General features: G+C 67.6%; 18 protein-coding genes and 2 pseudogenes. 10 read left to right on the forward strand and 10 right to left on the reverse strand.

The genetic code is table 11. The features are described 5' to 3' along the window. Nucleotides 1-88: 88 nt before the first annotated feature. The 4 genes from AB0915_RS31770 to AB0915_RS31785 all read right to left on the reverse strand — a co-directional run bounded on the left by AB0915_RS31770 (nucleotide 89) and on the right by AB0915_RS31785 (nucleotide 6214). Nucleotides 89-925, reverse strand: coding sequence for an alpha/beta hydrolase (locus tag AB0915_RS31770; protein ID WP_366694368.1), 837 nt, complete (start codon nucleotides 923-925; stop codon nucleotides 89-91). Further along, a complete protein-coding gene (locus tag AB0915_RS31775; RefSeq protein ID WP_366694369.1) occupies nucleotides 922-1515 on the reverse strand; it encodes a WHG domain-containing protein in 594 nt (197 codons plus the stop codon). The genes AB0915_RS31770 and AB0915_RS31775 overlap by 4 nt, the downstream gene beginning before the upstream one ends. Before the next feature lie 619 nt (nucleotides 1516-2134). Further along, a complete protein-coding gene (locus AB0915_RS31780) occupies nucleotides 2135-5677 on the reverse strand; it encodes a discoidin domain-containing protein (protein WP_366694370.1) in 3543 nt (1180 codons plus the stop codon). A 60-nt stretch (nucleotides 5678-5737) separates the two neighbouring features. Next, on the reverse strand, nucleotides 5738-6214 hold the full coding sequence (locus AB0915_RS31785; protein WP_366694371.1) for an extracellular solute-binding protein: 477 nt from the start codon (nucleotides 6212-6214) through the stop codon (nucleotides 5738-5740). A gap of 297 nt (nucleotides 6215-6511) precedes the next feature. Between AB0915_RS31785 and AB0915_RS31790 the strand changes: the two genes are divergently transcribed. Beyond that, the gene (locus tag AB0915_RS31790; RefSeq protein ID WP_366694372.1) at nucleotides 6512-7660 is read left to right on the forward strand and encodes a LacI family DNA-binding transcriptional regulator; all 1149 of its coding nucleotides are present in this window, start codon (nucleotides 6512-6514) and stop codon (nucleotides 7658-7660) included. A 73-nt stretch (nucleotides 7661-7733) separates the two neighbouring features. Here the strand turns inward: AB0915_RS31790 and AB0915_RS31795 are convergent, their stop codons facing one another. Both AB0915_RS31795 and AB0915_RS31800 read right to left on the reverse strand, forming a co-directional pair. Continuing rightward, entirely contained in the window at nucleotides 7734-7940 is a 207-nt protein-coding gene (locus AB0915_RS31795) for a DUF397 domain-containing protein (protein ID WP_366694373.1), read from the reverse strand. Then, nucleotides 7937-8164, reverse strand: a complete 228-nt coding sequence (locus tag AB0915_RS31800) for a Scr1 family TA system antitoxin-like transcriptional regulator (RefSeq protein WP_366694374.1) — start codon at nucleotides 8162-8164, stop codon at nucleotides 7937-7939. Before AB0915_RS31800 ends, AB0915_RS31795 begins: the two co-directional genes overlap by 4 nt. Here AB0915_RS31800 and AB0915_RS31805 point away from each other — a divergent pair. Further along, nucleotides 8102-8359: a hypothetical protein gene (locus AB0915_RS31805; protein ID WP_366694385.1), complete on the forward strand. Its 258-nt coding sequence runs from the start codon at nucleotides 8102-8104 to the stop codon at nucleotides 8357-8359. The genes AB0915_RS31800 and AB0915_RS31805 overlap by 63 nt on opposite strands. A gap of 135 nt (nucleotides 8360-8494) precedes the next feature. Here AB0915_RS31805 and AB0915_RS31810 read toward each other — a convergent pair whose 3' ends face one another. Both AB0915_RS31810 and AB0915_RS31815 read right to left on the reverse strand, forming a co-directional pair. After that, the gene (locus AB0915_RS31810) at nucleotides 8495-9577 is read right to left on the reverse strand and encodes a MerR family transcriptional regulator (protein WP_366694375.1); all 1083 of its coding nucleotides are present in this window, start codon (nucleotides 9575-9577) and stop codon (nucleotides 8495-8497) included. Between the two features lie 460 nt (nucleotides 9578-10037). Beyond that, a complete protein-coding gene (locus AB0915_RS31815) occupies nucleotides 10038-11258 on the reverse strand; it encodes a permease (protein WP_366694376.1) in 1221 nt (406 codons plus the stop codon). 54 nt (nucleotides 11259-11312) lie between these two features. Between AB0915_RS31815 and AB0915_RS31820 the strand changes: the two genes are divergently transcribed. Both AB0915_RS31820 and AB0915_RS31825 read left to right on the forward strand, forming a co-directional pair. Further along, a complete protein-coding gene (locus tag AB0915_RS31820; RefSeq protein ID WP_366694377.1) occupies nucleotides 11313-11615 on the forward strand; it encodes a hypothetical protein in 303 nt (100 codons plus the stop codon). A gap of 174 nt (nucleotides 11616-11789) precedes the next feature. Then, the gene (locus AB0915_RS31825; RefSeq protein WP_366694378.1) at nucleotides 11790-12554 is read left to right on the forward strand and encodes a glucose 1-dehydrogenase; all 765 of its coding nucleotides are present in this window, start codon (nucleotides 11790-11792) and stop codon (nucleotides 12552-12554) included. Between the two features lie 70 nt (nucleotides 12555-12624). On the opposite strand, the gene AB0915_RS31830 is transcribed toward AB0915_RS31825, so the two are convergent. Both AB0915_RS31830 and AB0915_RS31835 read right to left on the reverse strand, forming a co-directional pair. Continuing rightward, the gene (locus AB0915_RS31830; RefSeq protein WP_366694379.1) at nucleotides 12625-13707 is read right to left on the reverse strand and encodes a beta-propeller fold lactonase family protein; all 1083 of its coding nucleotides are present in this window, start codon (nucleotides 13705-13707) and stop codon (nucleotides 12625-12627) included. 63 nt (nucleotides 13708-13770) lie between these two features. Then, on the reverse strand, nucleotides 13771-14895 hold the full coding sequence (locus tag AB0915_RS31835) for a Dyp-type peroxidase (RefSeq protein ID WP_366694380.1): 1125 nt from the start codon (nucleotides 14893-14895) through the stop codon (nucleotides 13771-13773). 636 nt (nucleotides 14896-15531) lie between these two features. Between AB0915_RS31835 and AB0915_RS31840 the strand changes: the two genes are divergently transcribed. The 6 genes and pseudogenes from AB0915_RS31840 (at nucleotide 15532) to AB0915_RS31865 (ending at nucleotide 19845) form a co-directional block, all read left to right on the forward strand. Next, nucleotides 15532-15777 carry a hypothetical protein gene (locus AB0915_RS31840; RefSeq protein WP_366694381.1) on the forward strand — a complete coding sequence of 82 codons (246 nt, stop codon included), beginning with the start codon at nucleotides 15532-15534 and terminating at the stop codon, nucleotides 15775-15777. A gap of 293 nt (nucleotides 15778-16070) precedes the next feature. Then, a complete protein-coding gene (locus tag AB0915_RS31845) occupies nucleotides 16071-17108 on the forward strand; it encodes an alpha/beta hydrolase (protein ID WP_366694383.1) in 1038 nt (345 codons plus the stop codon). A 568-nt stretch (nucleotides 17109-17676) separates the two neighbouring features. Continuing rightward, complete coding sequence (secY, locus tag AB0915_RS31850) at nucleotides 17677-18987, forward strand: preprotein translocase subunit SecY (protein WP_366694382.1); 1311 nt, start codon at nucleotides 17677-17679, stop codon at nucleotides 18985-18987. A 225-nt stretch (nucleotides 18988-19212) separates the two neighbouring features. Further along, nucleotides 19213-19329: pseudogene (locus AB0915_RS31855) on the forward strand (IS5/IS1182 family transposase); the annotation flags it as partial. A 2-nt stretch (nucleotides 19330-19331) separates the two neighbouring features. Further along, nucleotides 19332-19418, forward strand: a pseudogene (locus AB0915_RS31860) (AraC family transcriptional regulator); the annotation flags it as partial. A gap of 10 nt (nucleotides 19419-19428) precedes the next feature. Then, on the forward strand, nucleotides 19429-19845 hold the full coding sequence (locus AB0915_RS31865; protein WP_366694384.1) for a VOC family protein: 417 nt from the start codon (nucleotides 19429-19431) through the stop codon (nucleotides 19843-19845). Nucleotides 19846-19992: the final 147 nt, after the last annotated feature.

Raw genomic sequence — 19992 nt, forward strand, 5'->3', positions numbered from 1 at the left:
CGATACTGGGCGTATCGGGGCGAGCCCGACAACGCAGCGAGCGTGCGTGCCAGACGCCGCCAGGCAGGCGGGACTTTCGAAACACGCCCTAGGCGCGGAAGGCCTTTCGAAGGAGTTCGCCGAACTCGGCGGGATGCGTGGTCGAGCCGGTGTGCCCGCCGGGGAAGTGCAGGAGTTCCGTACCGAGGCGCTCGGCCAGGAGAGCGGCCGGACGGTAGGGCAGCTCGCCGCGTGAGTCCTGACCGCAGGCGAGCACGAGCCGGTCCGACAGCGCCTCCAGCCGGTGGATGTCCGGGGCGTAGGACATGAAGGCGGGCACGATGCGTCCGACGAAGTACGGCAGGTTGGCCATCGTCCGCTCGGCCCGTGCCGCTGCCTGCGGCGGGAGCTTGATCTCGGCCTCCGGCTCGGTGGTGTCGCCGTCCTTCTTCAGGCCTGCGGCGAACACGGCCATCGCCGGCATGAGCCCCTGCGTCTGGAACGTCTCCCGCACGCGCGCGATGAGCGCGCGATGTTCGGCGGCGTCCGGCAGGATCTCCACGAGCGGCGGCTCGTGCGCCACGACGCGTTCGACGCGTTCGGGATGGGCGGTGAGCAGGTGCACGGCGGCGATCGCGCCCGAGCTGGCGCCGAACACCCGGGCGGGCTCGCCGGGCGACAGCAGCTCCAGCATGCGGAGCGCGTCGTCGGCGTGCTCGGCCACCCGCTGCTCGGCCTCGGGGTCGTCCAGCGTGCTCTGGGACATGCCGCGCGGGTCGTAGGCCGCGACGGTGTACTCGGCGGCCAGATCGTCGGCGATCTGGCCGAAGGCGGCCGCGCCGCCCGTCCCTCCGGGGATCAGTAGCAGGAGCGGGCCCTGGCCGCGCACTTCGTAGTGCAGGGTCGCGCCGTTCACGCGCAGGCTGCCGATGGTCGGGGCGCTCATGGGGAGTCTCCTTCTCGGGACGGGGGCCAGTGCTCCAGGAGGACGTGCAGGGCGTCGAGGGCGCGGACCCAGGAGTGCTGTGGCGAACGCTGGTGCGCGAACCCACCCGCGGCCTCCAGGGCGACGAACCCGTGGAACGTGCTGCGCAACAACCGGACCGCGTCGGTCAGATCGGGCTCGGCCAGTCCGTAGCCGCGCAGCATGCCGTAGGTCAGCTCGACCGCGCGCCGTGGTCCGGGCGCTTTCGCGGCCAGCTCGGGGTCGATCTGGATCGGGATCTGGGTGGCCATGTAGCGGCCCGGGTGCTTGTGGGCGTATTCCCGCCAGGCGTTCGCGAACGCGACCAGCGCGTCCTTGCCCGCCCGCCCGGCGGTGACCTCCGCGATGCGGATGGTCTTCTCGTCCGCCGCCAGCAGCGCGATCCGTCCGCGCAGATCCTCCAGACCGCGGACGTGCGTGTAGAGGCTCGCATCCTTCACCCCGAGCCGCCGAGCCAGCTGTGACATGGTCACCTGGTCGAGCCCGAGCTCGTCCGCCAACTCGGCGCCCGCTATCGTCACCCGCTCCGTTGTCAGCCCGGCTCGCGCCATGCGCCCTCCTCAAGTTCCTAGGGGCCCTAGGTATAATCTAGGGCCCCTAGGAAGATCAAGCGAGGACGCATTCACGCACGTACCGCTGTTGCGGATGACGGGAAATCAGGCGACGTTGTCGGGCTCTGCGTCGGCCGAGGTGAGATGCAGTAACCCGTCCTCGTCCAGCAGCCCGTGGCCTACGCAGCAGGTACGCGCCCGGTTCACCACGCAGGCCCGCGCCGTCGCGCCGAGCAGGCAGGAGCGACACCGCCGGCCCGGCAGTCAGGACGACCAGCGTTCCCACGGGAGCTGGTCCGTCCTTGCCCAGCCGGACCCCGCACTCGCGCGGGGTCCGCCCCCCTGGGTGGCTCGACATCTCTCTTGCCCTCGCCGCAGGCGTCCGCGCCGACGTGGGCCTCCCATGCGGTACCGCCTCGGCGTGCACCTGCGGACCAGGAACGCGGCCGGGGAGGCCGAGCAACTGGTCGCTTTCCGTGCCCCGGTCAGTCCTGCGAGGCTCCCCGGCCGTGGCGGCGGCCGTAGGAACTGCTTGACGTGCCCGCCGACGAGGAGATGGTCTCCGACGTCGCGGCCGACAGGTGAGGTCGACATGAACGAGGACCTTGCGTGAGCGCCTTTATGCCGGTGTGCCGTAGAGGATCACCTCGGCGACGCCGGCGATGGTCTGGGCGCCCCCGCCGCTGACCTGGGTGACGACCACACGGATCTGGCTCACGTTCGTTGCGGTGAAAACCTCGGGAAGGGTGTACTGGCCGCTTCGGGTCAAGCCGGAGAACACCGTATTCCAAGTGGCTCCGTCAGTGGAGGTCTGCAGGTCGAAGGTGTACCAGCTGCTGTCCTTGCCCCAGTGGATGCGCACCCCGTCGAGGTTGTGGGCGGCGTCCAGCTCCGCGGTCAGTGTCTGGGGAACTGCCGGGGAGGAGGCGCTCCACCCGGTGCCGAAGGTGATGTCCCCGTCAAAGGCTTTGGCGGGTTCGAAGCCGGCGGCGTAACTGGACGCGGTGACCGTCTTGATCCGGTCGCGGGCGATCTTCGGGCCGGGATCGGCCGGGGGGACGCCGCCGCTGCCACCCGGCGGTACCGCGCGGAACTCACGGATGGACGGCCACCAGGTGCCGGCAGAGAGGATGTTGACGCGTACGTAACGCGCCTTGGTCTGCACCGGGTGGATGGCGGTGGCGACCTTGGCGGTGTTGTCCTCCGCGTTGACGACCGTGGTCCACGTGCCGGCGTCGTCAGAGGTCAGGATCTGGTACTTGTAGCTGGTCTGGTCGGTCTCCCAGACGATCTGGAACTGCTCGATGTCGGCCGATGTGCCGAGATCGACCTGCCACCAGGCCGAGGCGGGGCCGTCCCCGACCCACTTGGTGTGCCCTTCGTTGTCCACCGCGTTGTCGGGCCAGTTACCGGACTGCGAGGTGGAGGCGGTCGCCGGCTTGAACAAGGCCAGGTTCTGGGCACCCTGGTTCTCCAGCGTGGAGATGTTCTTCCATGCGGGGTGAGTGCCGTCGGCGACGTGAGAACCGGTGTAGGGCGCGGTCTGCACGGCGTACTCGCCGCTCTTCAGTCCGGTCGCGGTCGCGGTGAGGGTGACGGGGCCGCTGGAGGTATTGGTGGCGATCAAGGCGTAGCCGATGCCGGCCTGGGCCTTCTGGGTCTGCACTGCGATGCGCGGGATGTTGTCGCCCACCAGGGTGCCGGCTCCGGTCACCTCGAGAGTGAGGGAGGCGGAGGAGTCGGCGACCAGCGTGCCGTGGGCGTCGACGACCTTGACGAACACCGGGATCAGGTCCGAACCGTCGGCGACGGGTTGGATGCGTTCGAGCAACCGGGCGTAGCCGCGCAGCACCTCGGCATCCTCGGCCGACAGCGCGCGACCGCCGGCCTTGCCGGCCCGGTCGATGAGCGATTCCACTCCGCCGGGCTCCATCTGATCCAGCAGCTTCTGCGCGGCCTTCTTCCCTTGTGCCGAGTTGTTGCCCAATGCGGAGGCCAGCAGGTCGGTCAGTACGGCCTGTCCGCCCGCGTCGTCGGCGACGATCTCCAGGTGGTTGGCGGCGCCGGGGGTGTTGACCAGGTGGGTCGCGGCGAGCGTGCCGCCCAGGTAGCCCTCGGCTTTGAGCTCTCCAGCGGCAAACGACGGCAGGGTGAACGTGTAGTAAGGGCTGCCGCCCTTGGCTGCTACGTGCGGCGCGGTCGTGGCGTTCTCCGTCCGGGTCTTTTCCCCGATGAGACGGCCGTTCTGGTACAGCCGGACGCTGTCGGTGTTGCTGAAGACCATCACCTGCAGGCTGGAGGAAGCCGTGTAGGAGCTGGCGATGAACACCATCGGGCCGCCGTGGTTCGGGTTGGTGGCCGGCTGCATGGCCTTGAGCCAGTGGTAGCAGTACTTGGGGTACCGGTCGATGTCGACCGCGCCGGACTTCTGGTAGACGTCATTGGTGCCGTAGTCCTCGAAGACCCACAGGAAGTAGCCGCCGACCCGGCTGTTGGCGTCCAGCCCGCCCCAGTCCCAGTAGCCGGTGCCGTCGAGGTAGCCCTGACGCGTGACGACCTGGCTGACCAGCGCGCTCTCGCCGTCGTCCCGGCCGGACCGGGTGGGGTCCTCCCAGTCGCCCCACTCACGAGTGAGGAACGGCTTGGCCGGCGCGGGATCCGAGCCGTCGGTGTTGACGACCTTGTAGTTGACGCCGTACTCACTGCCCCAGGTGCCGTAGTCCGCCGAGGTGAACATCTGGTCGCCCGGCATCTCCGCATGAGCGACGGTGTTGGCTTCCTTCGCCCACCATTGCGGGTACCCGGTCTCGTTCAGCGAGGTCTCCCACAGGATCAGCGAGGGCCGGTTGCGGTCCCGCCGGATCATCGTGGCGATGTCACGGTAGGTGCGGCTGACAAAGGTCTGGTCGCCGTTCCAGTTCTGCCAGCCCGGCTGACAGGCCACGACGAGGAGGCCCAGCTCGTCACAGGCATCGAGGAAGGCCGGGTCATGCGGGTAGTGCGCCGCCCGTACGGCGTTGAACCCACCGAGCTTCAGCCGCAGCGCCTCGCGGTACTTCATCGACGCCGGCGCGGCGTCACCCACGTAGGCGTAGTTCTGGTGGCAGTTGGCGCCGCGGAGGTAGATCCGCTCGCCGTTGAGGTGAAACCCGTCCGCCTTGTACTCGATCCGCCGCATTCCGGTTGGTGTGGTCACCGTGTCGACCAGGCGGTTGTCGACGAAGACCTGACTGACCAGCCTGTACAGGTAGGGGGAGTCGGGATGCCACAGGTTCGGCCGCGTCACACTGAGCGTCTGTGCGAACGCGTGGCCCGCATTGCCCGGGATCGACGCGGTGGCCTTGGCCCGCGCGACCGCTGTGCCCTGCGCGTCGTACAGGACCGTGGTCAGTCTGACCTGGGCGGCGGCGGACGTCCGGTTCACCACGTGCGTCTTGACCTGAGCCGTTGCTCTGGTCGCACTCGCCTGCGGGTAGGAGACGAAGACGCCGCCCCCGGCGACCAGGTCCTCCTCCACCGGGTCGGAGATGTGGACCGGGTCCGTCACCCGGAGCGTGACGTTGCGGTAGATACCGCCGTAGGTGAGGAATCCCAGCTGGTTCCGCGGCTTGCCGGGAGGGGTGAGCGGGTCGTCGAGGTTCGACACGCGGACCGCGAGGACGTTGTCGCGGTCGTGGCGGACCTTGTCGGTGATGTCCACGACGAAGCCCATATAGCCGCCGTGGTGCTCGGCGAGCTTCTCCCCGTTCAGGTAGACGACGCTGTTGGTCTGAACACCGTCGAACACCACGGTCAGCCGACGCCCCCGGTCCTGCGGACCGACCCGGAAGTACCGCCGGTACCAGCCGATTCCCGCGAAGGCGTCGTACACCGAGGGCCGTTTGCGCTCCAGTCGCATCGTGTGCGGCACCGATACCGCGGCCCACGCCGAGTCGTCGAATCCGGGCTGGTGAGCATCTGGGGCATCTTCACGCCAGAATGCCCAGTTGGTGTTGAAGTTCAGCACTCGGCGCCCGCCCTCGGCGGACTTCTCGAGGGCTGAGGCCGCCGCACCGGCCGGCTCGGCGCCGGCCCGTCCGGCAGGCACCAACGCGGCGCCCACACCGGCCAAGCCTGCGGCAAGCACGCCCCGGCGTCTCACACCACCTATGTTTTCGATCACGATTCCGCTCCTCTGATTCGTTGTCCGGCGATGACTGGTGAAAGCAAGTCGCCGCAAAGGTCACACTGAGGCGTGGATCATCTCGACCCCGGTCCGGTACGCGGCCCAGGTGTTGGGCGCCTTCAGCCCGAGGGAGTCGAAGACCTTCTTGTTGTGGAACAGGGCCATCGGCCCGGTGACCACGGGGGCGCTGTAGACGTTCTCGCCCGGAGTCACCGCCTTCCAGGCCACCTCCTGGAAGGCACCCTGGTCCACGGAGGCGAACTCGGCCACGTTCTCCAGGGCTCCCTGGGCGGCGAAGCTCGGCAGCGTCTCGTACCCGACCTGCGCCAGACAGGGTGCGGCGCCCGCCTTCACCGCGTTCGGCATCTTCCGGTAGCCGCCCTTGACGCCAGGCTGCACCGCCTCGTAGGTGACCTTGGTGTCCGGATGCGCCGCATTGAACGCCTTGACCGCGTCCCGGTACCCGGGGGACGGCCCCAGAATGTGATCGATGACGTACCGGAGGCCGCCGCCCCCTTGCCCGACCCGGAGCATCCGGCGGCGGTCCGCACGAGTGCGAGCGCGCCGACGGCACCCGCAGCGCGAACGACAGTCCTCTTCACAGCTCCTCCTGTGTACTGCGGCAGAGCAACCAGGAGGCTTCGACGGGGACCACTGGATTGGCCGACGCGCTGCCGAGCCCAGGGCCGGAACACTTCGACCGCCGGAACTATGGCAGAGAATGTTATCGATGCCAACAGGTGATGCAGAGATGGATTCCGGCTTGGCAGGCCCCAGTTCAAAAACCATGGGAGGCGCTATCATCGGCGGGCCGCATCAGGGAAGGAACCCATGGCGAAGCAGGGTCTCAGCGCCGGATCACGTCCGCCGGGCATGGCGGACGTGGCCCGGGTCGCCGGAGTGTCGGCGCAGACGGTGTCGCGGGTGCTCTCGGGACACCCCAACGTGCAGGAGCACACCCGCGCCAAGGTGCTGGCCGCAGTGGACCAACTCGGCTACCGCCGCAACAACGCGGCGCGCATGCTGTCCTCGGGCCGCAGCCGCACCATCGGAGTGGTCACTCTCCAGACGGCCTTCTACTCGCGGGCCGCCGTCATCTCCGGCATCGAGAACGCGGCCCAGGCCGCCGGGTACACAGTCAGCACGGCCACGACCACGTCCCTGGACACCTCCGCGATCGAAGCCGCGCTGTCCCGGCTTGCCGACCAGGGCGTCGAAGGCGTCATCCTCTCGGTGCCGCTCATCCACAGCAGTCCGCGAATCGAGCAGCTCACCCGTTCCACGCCCACGATCACGATCGACGGATCGCGCACCGACGCGACCGCGGTCGTCGCCGTCGATCAGGCCCTCGCGGCTCGCCTGGCGACCCAGCATCTGCTGGACCTCGGCCACGACACCGTCTGGCACATCGCCGGCCCCGAGCAGTGGCTGGAGGCCGCGAGCAGGCGCGACGGCTGGCGCGCAACGCTGGAAGCGGCAGGCAGGACCGTGCCTCCCCCGCTGGAAGGCGACTGGTCGCCCGCCTCCGGCTACCGCAACGGACTCATCCTCGGCCGCATCCCCGACGCGACCGCGGTCTTCGTGGCCAGCGACGAGGTGGCCTTCGGCGTGGTCCGCGCGCTGGGAGAACTCGGCAGACCGGTACCCGAGGACATCTCCCTGGTCAGCATGGACGACATCGACCTGGCCGCGTACTGCAGCCCGCCGCTGACCACCGTCGCACAACCGTTCACCCATATGGGAGCCCTCGCGGTGGCGCACCTGCTACGGCATATCACCGACCCAAGTGGGGCGACCGTACCGGCGTCGGTGGAGCCGGAACTCGTCGTACGGGCCAGCACTGCCCACTTCAGCCGTCGTGACCAGGCGCCTGCTCGCGCACCGCGAGCGACGCCGTCCGAGACGTCCAACCAGCCCTTGACCAGCACGGATACACCATCACACCGGCAACCGCCCGCTTCCCCTCACCGACGGACCTGAGCAACTTCCTTGCCCAGGAAGCCGATCAAGCATCCGTGGAGATCAAGAAGGCGTGTTGATTCTCTGCAAGCCCTTACTCCACCGCGAGCGCCACGAACGCCGTCCACTCGTCCTGACCGACCCGCAGCAGCGGCCCGGCACCCGCGAGCTTCGAGTCACGTACGTACACAGCGTCCAGGCCGACTGCCAACTCCACGCAGTCGCCGCCGTCCGAGCCGCTGTAGCTGCTCTTGAACCAGCGCAGCCCGTCCACGTTCTCGGCCATCTGCTCCACGCTCATGCCTCTCCCGCCATCCGTTCGATGAGTCGCGCAGACTCCTCGACATTCAAGGCCTGCGATCGCAGCTTGCCATATCGCAAAGCGAAGGCACTGACCTCGGCAGTCTCCGAGACGACGCACCCCCCGCCCTGGGACTCGAAGTACCCGAGGTGTTGGTGCGCGTGCGACTCCACGACCACGAACGGGCCGTTCTTGCCGGGATGGAAACCCCGCGCGGCGGGCATGATCTGGTCCTGCCACCGCTCGTGTCGCCGCAGCCCGCCGACGAGACGTCGGGCCGCGGACTGCTCCTCGTCCAGGAGTACGCGGACCGCTGGGGATACACGGTCCGCGACGCGTACACGAAGACGGTCTGGGCGGAGATTCTCACCGATGGACATGTCCCGGAGGCGGCCGCCGACCTGGCACGTGAGGCGTAGCAGGCCGACCGACCCCCGGCCCCGGCAGCACCGGCGTCGGCAGAACGGGCACTCGTACGGCACGAGGTGCCGTGACACCGGCGCGAGACCGAGACAGGCGGACGGAGACAAGGACCAACCCGGCTTGTGCGGAAGTCAGTTCTCCAGGCGGACCGGCATCAGCATCGAGAAACTGTCCTCGTCGTCGGGGCGGCGGATCGCGAGGGGGGCCGTGGGAGCGCCGAGCTCCAGGACCAGTTCGTCCCGGGCTCCGGCGGCGAGCGCATGCAGCAGGAACTCGCGGTTGACTGCGACGTTGTTCTGGTCGTCGTCACCGTCGTCGCACAGGATCACGGTCCCGTTCTCCGTCACCCTGAGCACGCTGAGCTCGTGGGGCTCGCCGTCGTGCTTGCGCGTCTCGCTGGCGCGGACGGGACCGGTCTCCAGCGCCTCACGGAAGGCCGCCGTATCGACGTGGGCCCGGTGGCCGGCCGGGAGGTGGACGAGGCGACGGTAGTCGGGGAAGTCGTGGCCGAGGCTCTGCCCGGCCGTCTGTCGATCGCCGGTCTCCAGCGTCACGCGGTCACCGTCCACTGCCAGCTGGACGGACTCCTCGCCGTTCAGCAGCGCCCGCATCGCGTCGGCGAGCGGAAGAGGCACGATTGCCTGCACGCGAGAGCCGCCGTGCCCTGTCGTACGGGCCTGCGCGACGGCCATCCGGTACCGGTCGGTGGCCACGAGGTGGAGTCCTTCACCCTCGATATCGAACAGGATCCCGCCGAGCATCGGCAGTTCCGCGTCGGTACCGGCCGCGAAACGGACCGCGTCCAGCGCGGCGGCCAGCTCCGGCGCGGGAACGGACAGGCGGGCGGTGGCGGTGCGAGGCGAAGTCATGGGGTTCTCCCTGTGGTCGAGTAGAGCTCGGAGCGTGGAGAACTCACGGCGGGCATCGGACAGCCCCAGTTCGAGACGGCGCAGGTGCGCCTGAAGCAAACCGCGCACCAGAACCGTGTCCATGCCGGACCAGGCGGCCAGGACGAGCCGGATGTCGGCCAGGGGCATGCCTGCCCTGCGCAGCCGGGCCAGCAACCGGGACTCCTCCAGCTGCTCGGGCTCGTACCAGCGGTAGCCGCTGACCGGGTCGACCCAGGCGGGGACCAGCACACCGGCCCGGTCGTAGAACCGAAGCGCACTCACGCTCAGTCCGCCGTCCCGTGCCATCTCCCCAATGCTGCGCATCTCGTTCTCCACACCCGGAACTCTGAGCCCTCGACAAGGTCGAGGGTCAACCTCGGCCACGGTCCGGATCTGTCACTCAGGCCGGGCAGTCGGCCTGCGTGGTGGCCGTGCCCCAACGGATCATCATGTAGTGCATCTCCGCCACGGCATAGCGAGAGTACGGCCAGTCGCTTCCCGCGCTCTCCCGTTCGCTCACGAGAGCCCCGGCATGCCTCGCCGGCGGTCGGACGCCGACGACCTCGGGGCGGAGGTGCGGCGCACGGGGGACGAGGCCACCCTCGCTGACCGTGGTGCGGCACACCGCCGGACCACGGGCCGCCTCGGCCCGGCCTCCGGCCGGCGAACCTGGCGGGCGAAACATCGCCGCCGTGAACGGGTGCGGGCGGTGGCGTAGGCCAGTGGCCGGGGATTACGGCCTCCCCCGCGACAGGGAGTGGGCTCCCTTCCGCGGAGGAGGCCGTCAGTGGTGGTTGCCGTGTGGGTGCCCGGTGTCGTGTCCGTGCTGCATGGCGGTTTGGCCGTCACGGTGGCCGGTGTGGTCGTGGCCGGTGTCGGGTGAGCCGCCCATCATGCGGAGCATGCGTAGGCCACCGGTACGGAAGAACCTCACCAGGAGCGCGGCAGCCAGTAGGAGGAATGCGAAGTTGAGCCAGGTGGTGTAGTTCCAGGTGACGCCGTTCATGGGGATTGTGGCGTCGGCGCGGTCGGGGATGAGGCCAAGGCCACTGAAGGCCAACTCGACGATGTATCCGGCGGTGGCCATGGCCGCGTAGAAGGTGCCGAGCAGGAGGAGGGTCATCTTCGCGCCGTAGTACTTCCGGTAGATGTTGAGGATCGGCAGGATCAACAGGTCGGCGAAGACGAACGCGACGACGCCGCCGAAGCTGATGCCGCCCTTCCACAGCACGACGGCCAGTGGCACGTTACCGATGGAACAGACGAACGAGGCGATGGCCACCAGCGGGCCGATCAGCGGCCCCCACAGCTTGGACGCCAAGGGGTGGCCGTCGAAGAAGAAGGTGCGCCAGAAGGAGTCAGGCACCCAGGCGGCCATGGCGCCGGCGATGAGCAGCCCGATGACCAGGTCGCGCAGGATCGCCGCCCACTCCATGACGAAGACGTGCGCGACCGCGGTGAAACCCTGACGAGACAGCAGCCGCCGCCCGAAGGAGCCTTCGCGCTGGACGGACATGTCCATTGCCGCGTGCCCCTCCATGGATCCCGCCAGACCGCGGTCGGCCTGTTCGCGTGCGTCGCGCAGCCGTCTGTCGCGCAGGAACAGCCGGAACAGCACCGCAAGGAGAATGATCATGATGGGGCCGCCGACGAATTCCGCGGCGGTGAACTGCCAGCCCATGAGCAGCGCCAGAATCACCCCGAGTTCGACCACCAGGTTGGTCGAGGCGATCTCGAAGGCCATCGCGGCGGTGAAGTTGGCGCCCCGGCGGAACAGAGAGCGGGCCAGGGCCACGGCGGCGTAGGAGCAGGAGGAGGAGGCAGCGCCCAGGCCGGCGGCGATGGCCAGGGTCCGCGGGCGGTCGTCGCCCAGCATCCGCACGACGGTGGACTTGCGGACCACGGCCTGGACAACGGCGGACAGAGCGAAGCCGAGGATCAGGGCCCAGGTGATCTCCCACGTCATGGACCCGGTGATCGACAGTGCGTGCCACATTGCCTGCATATCCCTCAGTCCTTCTCCGTGACGTGCGGCTCACCCTGGAGCCTCACACCAAGAGTGACCTCTGGCCGTCGTCGGCGCTCGGCACCCCTGTCCCACCTCGGCTTCCACTCCCCGCTGCTGCTGACCGACAACGCGGACAAGCTCCCCCCGGCGGTCGAGGCCTACTTCAAGCAAGTGGCGCCCACCTACCTGACCACACCCGCCGAAGGTCCCTCCAACATGACGTACGTCATCGGCGACTGGAAGCGCATCTCCTGGCCACTGCAGGCGCACATCGACGACATCTGCGACGTGGTGAACCGGCGGGTTTGGAACCAGTCCACCGGAGGACGCTACAGCGACTCCGGCCAGCCCTGACCGGCGTAGCCGTGGTCGCCCACGGCCGCGGCCACGGGCAGGGAGAATGTGATCGAAAGCAGTGACGGTCCGCCACCCGTGCGGCAATGTGGAGAGGCAGGTTCGCCGGCGCGCTGCCATGGTTGTCGGAGTGCCCCCTCCGAAGGGCCCGGTTGCCGGATGGAATGGCGGAGCATGACGAAACTCAGCGGGAAGGTCGCCCTGGTCACCGGGGCGGGCCGAGGCATCGGCAGGGCCGTCGCCCTACGGCTGGCCGAGGACGGTGCCACTGTGGCGGTCAACTTCCGCAGCAGCGCGGCCGATGCCGATCGGCTGGTCACGGAGCTGGAGGAACGCGGCGGCCAGGCGGTCGCGATCCGGGCGGACGTGACCGACCTTGCTGAGACCAAGCGTCTGGTCGAACAGGCCGTCGAGACCTACGGCAGGCTCGACATCCTGGTGAGCAACGCGGGGATCGAGCACTTCGCCCCCTTGGAGGAAATCACCCCCGAGGACTTCGACCGGGTGTTCGCCGTCAACACCAAGGGGCAGCTCTTCGCCGCCCAGCAGGCGGCCCGTCACCTCCGCCCGGGCGGCCGGATCGTGCTCACCTCGTCAGTCAGCGCCACCCGCTCGGTCTTCCACCACACGCTGTACGCGGCGAGTAAGGGAGCGGTCAACAGCATGGTGCTCAACCTGGCCGCCGAACTGGGACAGCGCGGGATCACCATCAACGCCATCGCCCCGGGCGGTACCGCCACCGCCATGGCCGCCGCCAACGCCGTCCACTACCGGCACCCGTTGCTCGACGTACCGCTGCCGGAGTGGGAGAAGATGCACTGCGCCCTCGGCCGCCTGGCCCGTCCTGAGGAGATCGCCGCCGTGACAGCCTTCCTGGTCTCCGACGACGCCTCCTACATCACTGGCCGCACCATCGAGGCCGACGGCGGCTTCTTCTGACCCCGCCACGGACCACTGCCGACGGCACGTCGGCCCGTCTCCCTTGGGTCGTGCCGGTCGCGTCGCGGGTTCAGCTCACTGCCACGCCGTAGGGGCTGGCGCCGACGGTGACCGTGGCGACGACCTTGCGGGATGTCGGGTCGATGACCGTGAGGGTGCCCGCTCCCTGGTTCGTGACGTAGACAGCGCGGCTGGTGACTTCCAGGTTGAACGGGTCGGTTCCTGGAGGGCCCAGGGCAATGGTCGCCGCGACGCGATGGCTGCCGGTGTCGATCACGGATACGTTGCCCGGGCCGAGGTCGGCGGAGTAGGCGAAGCGGCCGTCGGGCCCGATGGCCACGTCGAAGGGGCCCTCGCCGACGGACACGGCAGTCGCCTTGCCGGTACGGGTTGCGACGGCAAGGACCTGCTGTCCCACTTCGTCGGCGACGTAGGCCGACTCGCCGTCCGGCGTGAGGGCGACGCCCACCGGGTAGCGCCCCGCGGGAAGTTGCCGGGCAACCCGGCGGGTGCGGGTGTCGATCACCGACAAGTTGCCCGACCCGGCGTTCGCCACATAGGCACTGCCACCGTCTGGACTGAACGCCACGTTCACCGGCGATTTTCCGACCCGGATGGTCGCGGCCACCCGGCTGGTTCGGGTGTTGATCACCGAGACGGTGTTGGACTTGCCGTTGGTGACATAGAGGGATTTGCCATCGGGGCTGAGGCCGACACCGGTGGGGCTCTTCCCGACCGGCACGGTTGTGACGATCTTGTTGTTCCGGGTGTCGAGGACCGAGACCCGGGCAGAGCCGCTGTTGGCGATGTACACGTGCTTGCCGTCCTTGGTGACCGCGACGCCTTCCGGCGCCGCGCCGGCCGGCACGGTTGCGACGACCTTGTAGGTACGGGCGTCGATCACCGAGAGTGTGTTGTCCTGCTGGTTCGTGACATATACGCGGCCACTGGCGTCGACAGCGGGCGCAGTCGGCGCAATCGGCGCAATCGGCGCAGGACCCGATTCCCTTTTGGCCGAAGGGCTGGGCGTACAGGAGATCAACAGGATCCCCATGCCCGCGGCGAGTGCCGGCCGGAGCATCCTGCCGGGTTGCCGGCGGCCGCTGCCGGCTCGGGTCCGCAGGGCAGAGAACATCTCGCCTCCTGTGCGCATTGCGATGGTTCGGTCCGGGACCGGTCGGCGTCCCGCCGCCGGCTGCCCGGCAACGGGGTTGGATCAGGCCAGGAGCCGGCGGGCGTAGTGGTCCTTCTCGTCCTGGACGCCCGGAAGCGCGAAGAAGTAGCCCCCGCCCCGTGGGCTGATGTACGGCACCAGTGCTTCGCCTTCCAGCCGGGTCTGCATGGCGATGTAGGTGTCGAGTTCTTGCTGGAAGCAGACGAACGCGTGCCCCATGTCGAGTTCCGGCAGGTTGGGGCTCCGGTCGTAGTCATAACTGCGACGCAGGATGGTGCTGGTCGCCGCGGTCTGCGGAGTCTGGGGGTTGGCCAGGCGGATGTGGGAGTTCAGCGGGGTGATCAGGCCCAGCGGGTCGTTGGTGTAGATGGGGTCGAGAAGATCCGGGGCGTTCTCGCCCACTGCGTACATGGGGGCGCCACTTGCCTTACGGCGGCCGAAAATCCGCTCTTGTTTGGCAACGGGCACCTTCTGCCACGCCTCGACAGCGAAATGCACGATACGCACCACGTGGTACGTGCCACCCGCGGCCCAGGCCGGTTCGGCGCCCTTCCGCTGGACCCAGACCACCTGATTCATCTGGGCGTCGTCGGAGACGGACGGGTTGGAGATGCCGTTCTTGAAGCCGAACCAGTCGCGCGGGACACCGACCGGACGCTCCGGATTGCGCTGGCCGTCGATACGCCAGCGCAGCTTCATCGCGGACTTGGTGTGGGTCAGGATGTCGATCAGTGCGTGCACCGTCGTGTCGCGGTGATCGGCGCAGATCTGGATCAGCAGGTCTCCCTGGCTCAGCGTGGGGTCCAGGTCGTCATGGCGGAAGGGTGTCATCTTGACGAGCTGGACCGGCTTGCGCGCGCTGAGTCCGTAGCGGTCGTCGAAGAGGGATGCGCCCACTCCGACGGTCAGGGTGAGACCATCCGCCACGACCGTGGATCCCAGGATGCCGTTGTCCGTCGGCGGTGCGGTCGGGGCCGCCTTCGGTGGTCTGCCGCCCGCCGTGAGGAAACGGGCTCGCGAGGTCAGCGTGCGGAACAGGTCGGTGAGTTTTTCCCGGTTGGAGGCGGTCACGTCGAACGAGACGAGAATCGCGACCTGCTGGGGCAGAGTAGCGATGCCCGCCTGGTGATAGCCGTGGAAGGGAATCACACGAGATGTCGGTCCCATCTTGGGAACAGCCACCGTGTCGGCGCGCGCCGCACCGCTGCCCAAGGCGACCCCGCCCGCCGCTCCGGCCAGGCCCGCGGCGGCACCGTGAAGAAACGACCGCCGGGCAAACGCACTCGCCGGACACCCTTCGCCACTCCATCCTTCCTCCAGGGTCGCGAACGTCTCGTCAGCCATCGTTCGTTCCCCTCAGTCAGCAGCCAGGTGGCAAGGCGTACGCTCTTGCCGCGATCGGATTCCGTGTGCCGGCCGGCCCGGCAGGGCACGACCGTAGACGGCGGTTCCCAACCAGCGCCTGAAGAACCGCCAGCCGCAGCACCGCCCATAAAACGGAATATATGCGACATCCCTGCTCGCGCCACTGGATAGTGCGGTGCGAAGTAAGGGGTTTGGATCGCGTACGGCGGCGTCGACCGTGCCCGTGCGCTGTCACTGTGAGGCCAGCGGCACGGCGGCTTCCCGGCGACCGGATCGCAGACCGTCGGCCACCCCGGAGAGCTCCCCCGGACGGCCGACGGGCAGACTAATGACTTCCGGAAACAGCCCAGCCCACCCGCAGCAGCGGCCTGAACTCCTTGAGGCAGGCCGGCGGGCCATTGACGAAGGCTGGCGACTCGCCCGGGGGGCACCGGCGTCATGGGGACGACCATCGCGCGGAACCCGCTGGACGCCGGCTTCCAGGTACGGGCGGGTGCACGGCAGATCCCGGACTGGCAGCGGGCCTTGGAGCATGAATTGTCTGACTGCTTATGGTCTGTACTGATCTTGGCACGCCTGCATGACGTGGATCTGTCGGCCGCGTTCTTCAGGACGATGGCTGAACTGGAGGAGAGCGTGGGGGCGAGTATTGAGCGGGCACGTTCGTCGGCAGAGCCGGCGTGACGACCTCGCCACGTGGGAGACCCGCTCGACAAGAGTCAGGACCTGGCGGCCGGCGGTCAGTTCGCCGACGATGAGCACCCGGTCACGCGGGGGACCCTCGGCGCCGTCGATGGTGCGGCCGACTTCGACCTCGTCGCCGCCCACACCTTCCGGGCGACGAAACCTCATTGGTCGACGGGTTCGAGGACACATGACGTCAACGCGCGGATCCCGAAAAATGATTCACCCGCCACATCCGTTTTTGCGGTTCGCTTGTCATGCATGAGCGTATAAAAGCCTTCAGGGAGGTGACGATCATCGACAGGCGGACATTTTCCAAGATTCTCGCTGCAGGGACAGCCGGAGCATCGCTGTCGGCGCTCACGGCTACATCGGCCTCGGCACCCGGCCGGGAAGAGCCGATGGCACACCTCATGGGCAAGCCGGGGAACACGTCCTTCGATTCACTGAAGCAGATCAATGCCGGCGTCCTGAACATTGGATACGCCGAGGCCGGCCCCGCCAAGGGTCCCGTGGTCATCCTCCTGCACGGCTGGCCCTACGACATTCACAGTTATGTCGACGTGGCGCCTTTGCTGGCCGCGCGAGGCTACCGGGTGATCGTCCCGTATCTGCGCGGCCATGGCACGACCCGCTTCCTCTCGAGCAAGACGTTTCTGAATGCTCAGCAGTCGGTGTTCGCTCTCGACCTCATCGCGCTGATGGATGCACTGAAGATCAGCAAGGCGATCCTCGCCGGCTTCGACTGGGGTTCACGGACGGCTGACATCGTCGCGGCGCTCTGGCCCGAACGCTGCAAGGCGCTGGTCTCGGTGAGCGGCTATCTGATCACCAACCGCGAAAGCAACAAGAAGCCGCTGCCGCCGAAGGCCGAGTGGGCGTGGTGGTACCAGTACTATTTCGCCACAGAAAGGGGCCGGCTCGGTCTTGCGAAGTACACGCATGATTTCGCGAAACTGATCTGGCGGAACGTCTCCCCGACGTGGCATTTCGATGACACAACGTTCGAACGCACTGCGGCGGCCTTCGATAATCCGGATTGGGTCCCGATCGTGATCCACAACTATCGCTGGCGGCTTGGCCTGGCCAAGGGCGACCCCCGAAACGACCGTCTCGAAGAACGACTTGCCCAGAACCCCGCCATCTCGCTGCCCACGATCACCCTTGACGGCGAGTTGGATCCCTTCACTCCTCCCGGGGGTGGCGCCAGTTATCGCAGCCACTTCACCGGCCCGTACGCCCACCGGACCCTGAAGGGCATCGGCCACAACGTGCCGCAGGAAGCCCCGAAAGACTTCGCCGAATCGGTCGTCGAAGTCGACGGTTTTTGATCGCGCCGCCTGGAGTGGCCGCCTCGCCTCACCGCTGAACCGCAGCGTGTCAGCCGTTCGTACCAAAACCTACGAGCCATTCGCACGAGTTCCGGGCGAAGAGGGATCAGTCGATCGTTGAGGGCAACGGACCACGCCGTCGCTCATCACGAAGGAGCCCGTCGACCGGGTTCAGCTCCGTGGTGATCGCGCCGTGGCCGGAACCGTCAGACCCTCCTGACACGACGCACGTGAGGTCTCAGCCGCCCATCGTCCGGTCCGGCGCCTGCGCCTGCGCGCAGATTACGGAGCGGTGCCGGGAGCCCACATCGTTGCCCTGACGGAACCCTCGAGTTGCGCGATGTGATGTGCAACCTCCGGCTGCTACCCCATGGGCCTTTGATGCTGTCACTGGCTTACGCAAGTCGAGTTCGACTCAAGTGGTGCCGAGTTTGTGATCGTGGCACGCTTCGCACTGACGCAGCCATCTGCCATTCCGGCGAGGCTTTCCCCGGTCGCAAGTCGGTGATGCGGCCATCGCTCAACACCGTCATCTCTGACTCGCCGGCGCAGAGGCGAAGGAGGCACTTTGCCCACCGCGATCGTCCGCGTTCTCCGGACACCCGAACTGCGCAACAAGTTGCTCTTCACGCTCGGCATGATCCTCCTGTACCGCTTCGGGGCGCACGTCCCGATTCCCGGGGTGAACTATGGGAACGTCCAGACCTGCGTCAATGCGGCACAGGCCGCCAACAGCCGTCTACTCGGTCTGTTGAACCTGTTCAGCGGCGGGGCACTGCTCCATATCGCAGTGTTCGCGCTCGGTATTCTTCCGTACATCACAGCCAGCATCATTCTTCAATTGCTGACCGTCGTCATCCCGAAGTTGGAGGCGCTCAAAAGAGAGGGCTCGGCGGGGCAGGCGAAGATCACCCAGTACACCCGCTACCTCACGGTCGCACTCGCCGTACTGCAGGGCACGGGCCTGGTCGCAACCGCCCGGAGCGGCGCCCTGTTCAGCGGCTGTCCAGTCGCCTCGGACATCGTGCCGGACAAGTCGATCTTCATCACCGCCACTATGGTGCTCACGATTACCGCAGGGACAGCCTGCGTGATGTGGCTCGGCGAGCTGATCACGGACCGCGGTGTAGGCAACGGCATGTCGATCCTGGTATTCGTCTCGACCGCAGCCACTTTGCCCGGCACACTGTGGGCCATCAAACAGAACGGCAAGATCGCCGGTGGCTGGATCAACTTCGGCAGCGTCGTTGCCGTCGGATTCGTCATGGTGGGCTTGGTCGTCTTCGTCGAGCAGGCCCAGCGCCGTATCCCGGTGCAGTACACAAAGCGGGTCATCGGCCGAAAATCCTACGGTCACGCATCCACATACATCCCACTAAAAGTCAACCAGGCGGGTGTAGTTCCGGTCATTTTCGCATCGTCGCTGCTGTACATTCCACAGCTCATTGCACAGTTCTCCAGTTCTACCTCGGGGTGGAAGGCGTGGATCGAGGGCAACTTCGTCAAGGGCGACGACCCCTACTACGTAATCACCTATTTCCTGCTGACAGTCTTCTTCGCATTTTTTTACGTGTCGATCACGTTCAACCCCGAGGAAGTCGCGGATAACATGACGAAATACGGCGGCTTCATCCCAGGAATCCGAGCCGGCCGACCCACCGCCCGGTATCTGGGCTATGTCCTCAACCGGATGACATGGCCGGGAGCTCTTTACCTGGGGGTGATCGCGCTGGTACCAACAGTTGCCTTTGCGAGTTATGGCGGTGCCAGCAGCCTCAGCGGAACAAGCATCCTCATCATCGTGGGCGTGGGTCTGGAAACGGTAAAGCAGATCAACAGCCAGCTCCAGCAGCACGATTACGAAGGCTTCCTCCGCTGATTCCCGGCCAGGAGGCAGGCGATCACCGGGCGGTGCTCTGCATCGCCCGCCTGCACGCCCCCGCCGGGCTGCTTGTGCACGGGCTGCCGTGGTGGGCACGTACGGTGTTCGCCACGCGGTCAATCGAAGCCGAGACCATCCGCGCTCGGATCCAGAAGGGGAACGTCGGGCCAACACCGTGCCGCGATCATCGTCGTGGCGACCACGGGCCGCGCCTGGGCACAGGTCTCCGGCGTCAATCTCCACGACAGCCAGGCCTTCGAGCCGCTGGTGCGCGGCATTCCGCCCGTCCGCTCCCGCCGCGGAACACGCGGACGAGGGACCGCCGAGCTCCACGGCGAGGCGAGGTCGCCGCCATCCCGGCCTGTGTCGCCAAGATCCCCATGCGACCGGTCAGGAATGGAGAAGCGAAACCTGCACCCCGTCCGTAGCGTGAAACGCATGGACATCAAGCTTTCACAGTGCTTCATCGCCGTCGACGACCACGACAAGGCACTCGCCTTCTACCAGGACGTTCTCGGCCTGGAGGTGCACAACGACGTCGGGTTCGAGGGGATGCGCTGGGTGACCGTCGGCGCGCCGTCGCAGCCGGACGTGGAGATCGTCCTCGAGCCGCCGCTCGCGGACCCGAACGCCTCGCCCGCCGACAAGAAAGCCATGGCGGAACTGTTGGCGAAGGGCATGCTGCGCGGTGTTATTTTCGGGACCGACGACTGCGACGCCACCTTCGAGCGCATCCGCGCCGCGGGTGGCGAGGTGCTGCAGGAGCCGATCGACCAGCCGTACGGCGTCCGCGACTGTGCCTTCCGCGACCCGGCCGGCAACATGCTGCGCTTCAGCCAGCCTCGCAGGCCGTGAACTCCGGTCCCGCGAACCGGGCGCTACCCTGCAGGCGAACCCCGCGCCGCATCTAGGGCGTGTTTCGAAAGTCCCGCCTGCCTGGCGACGTCTGGCACGCACGCTCGCTGCGTTGTCGGGCTCGCCCCGATACGCCCAGTATCGGGG

Origin of the sequence: Streptomyces sp. NPDC048411 (assembly GCF_040704695.1) — a bacterium.
GTDB lineage: Bacteria > Actinomycetota > Actinomycetes > Streptomycetales > Streptomycetaceae > Streptomyces.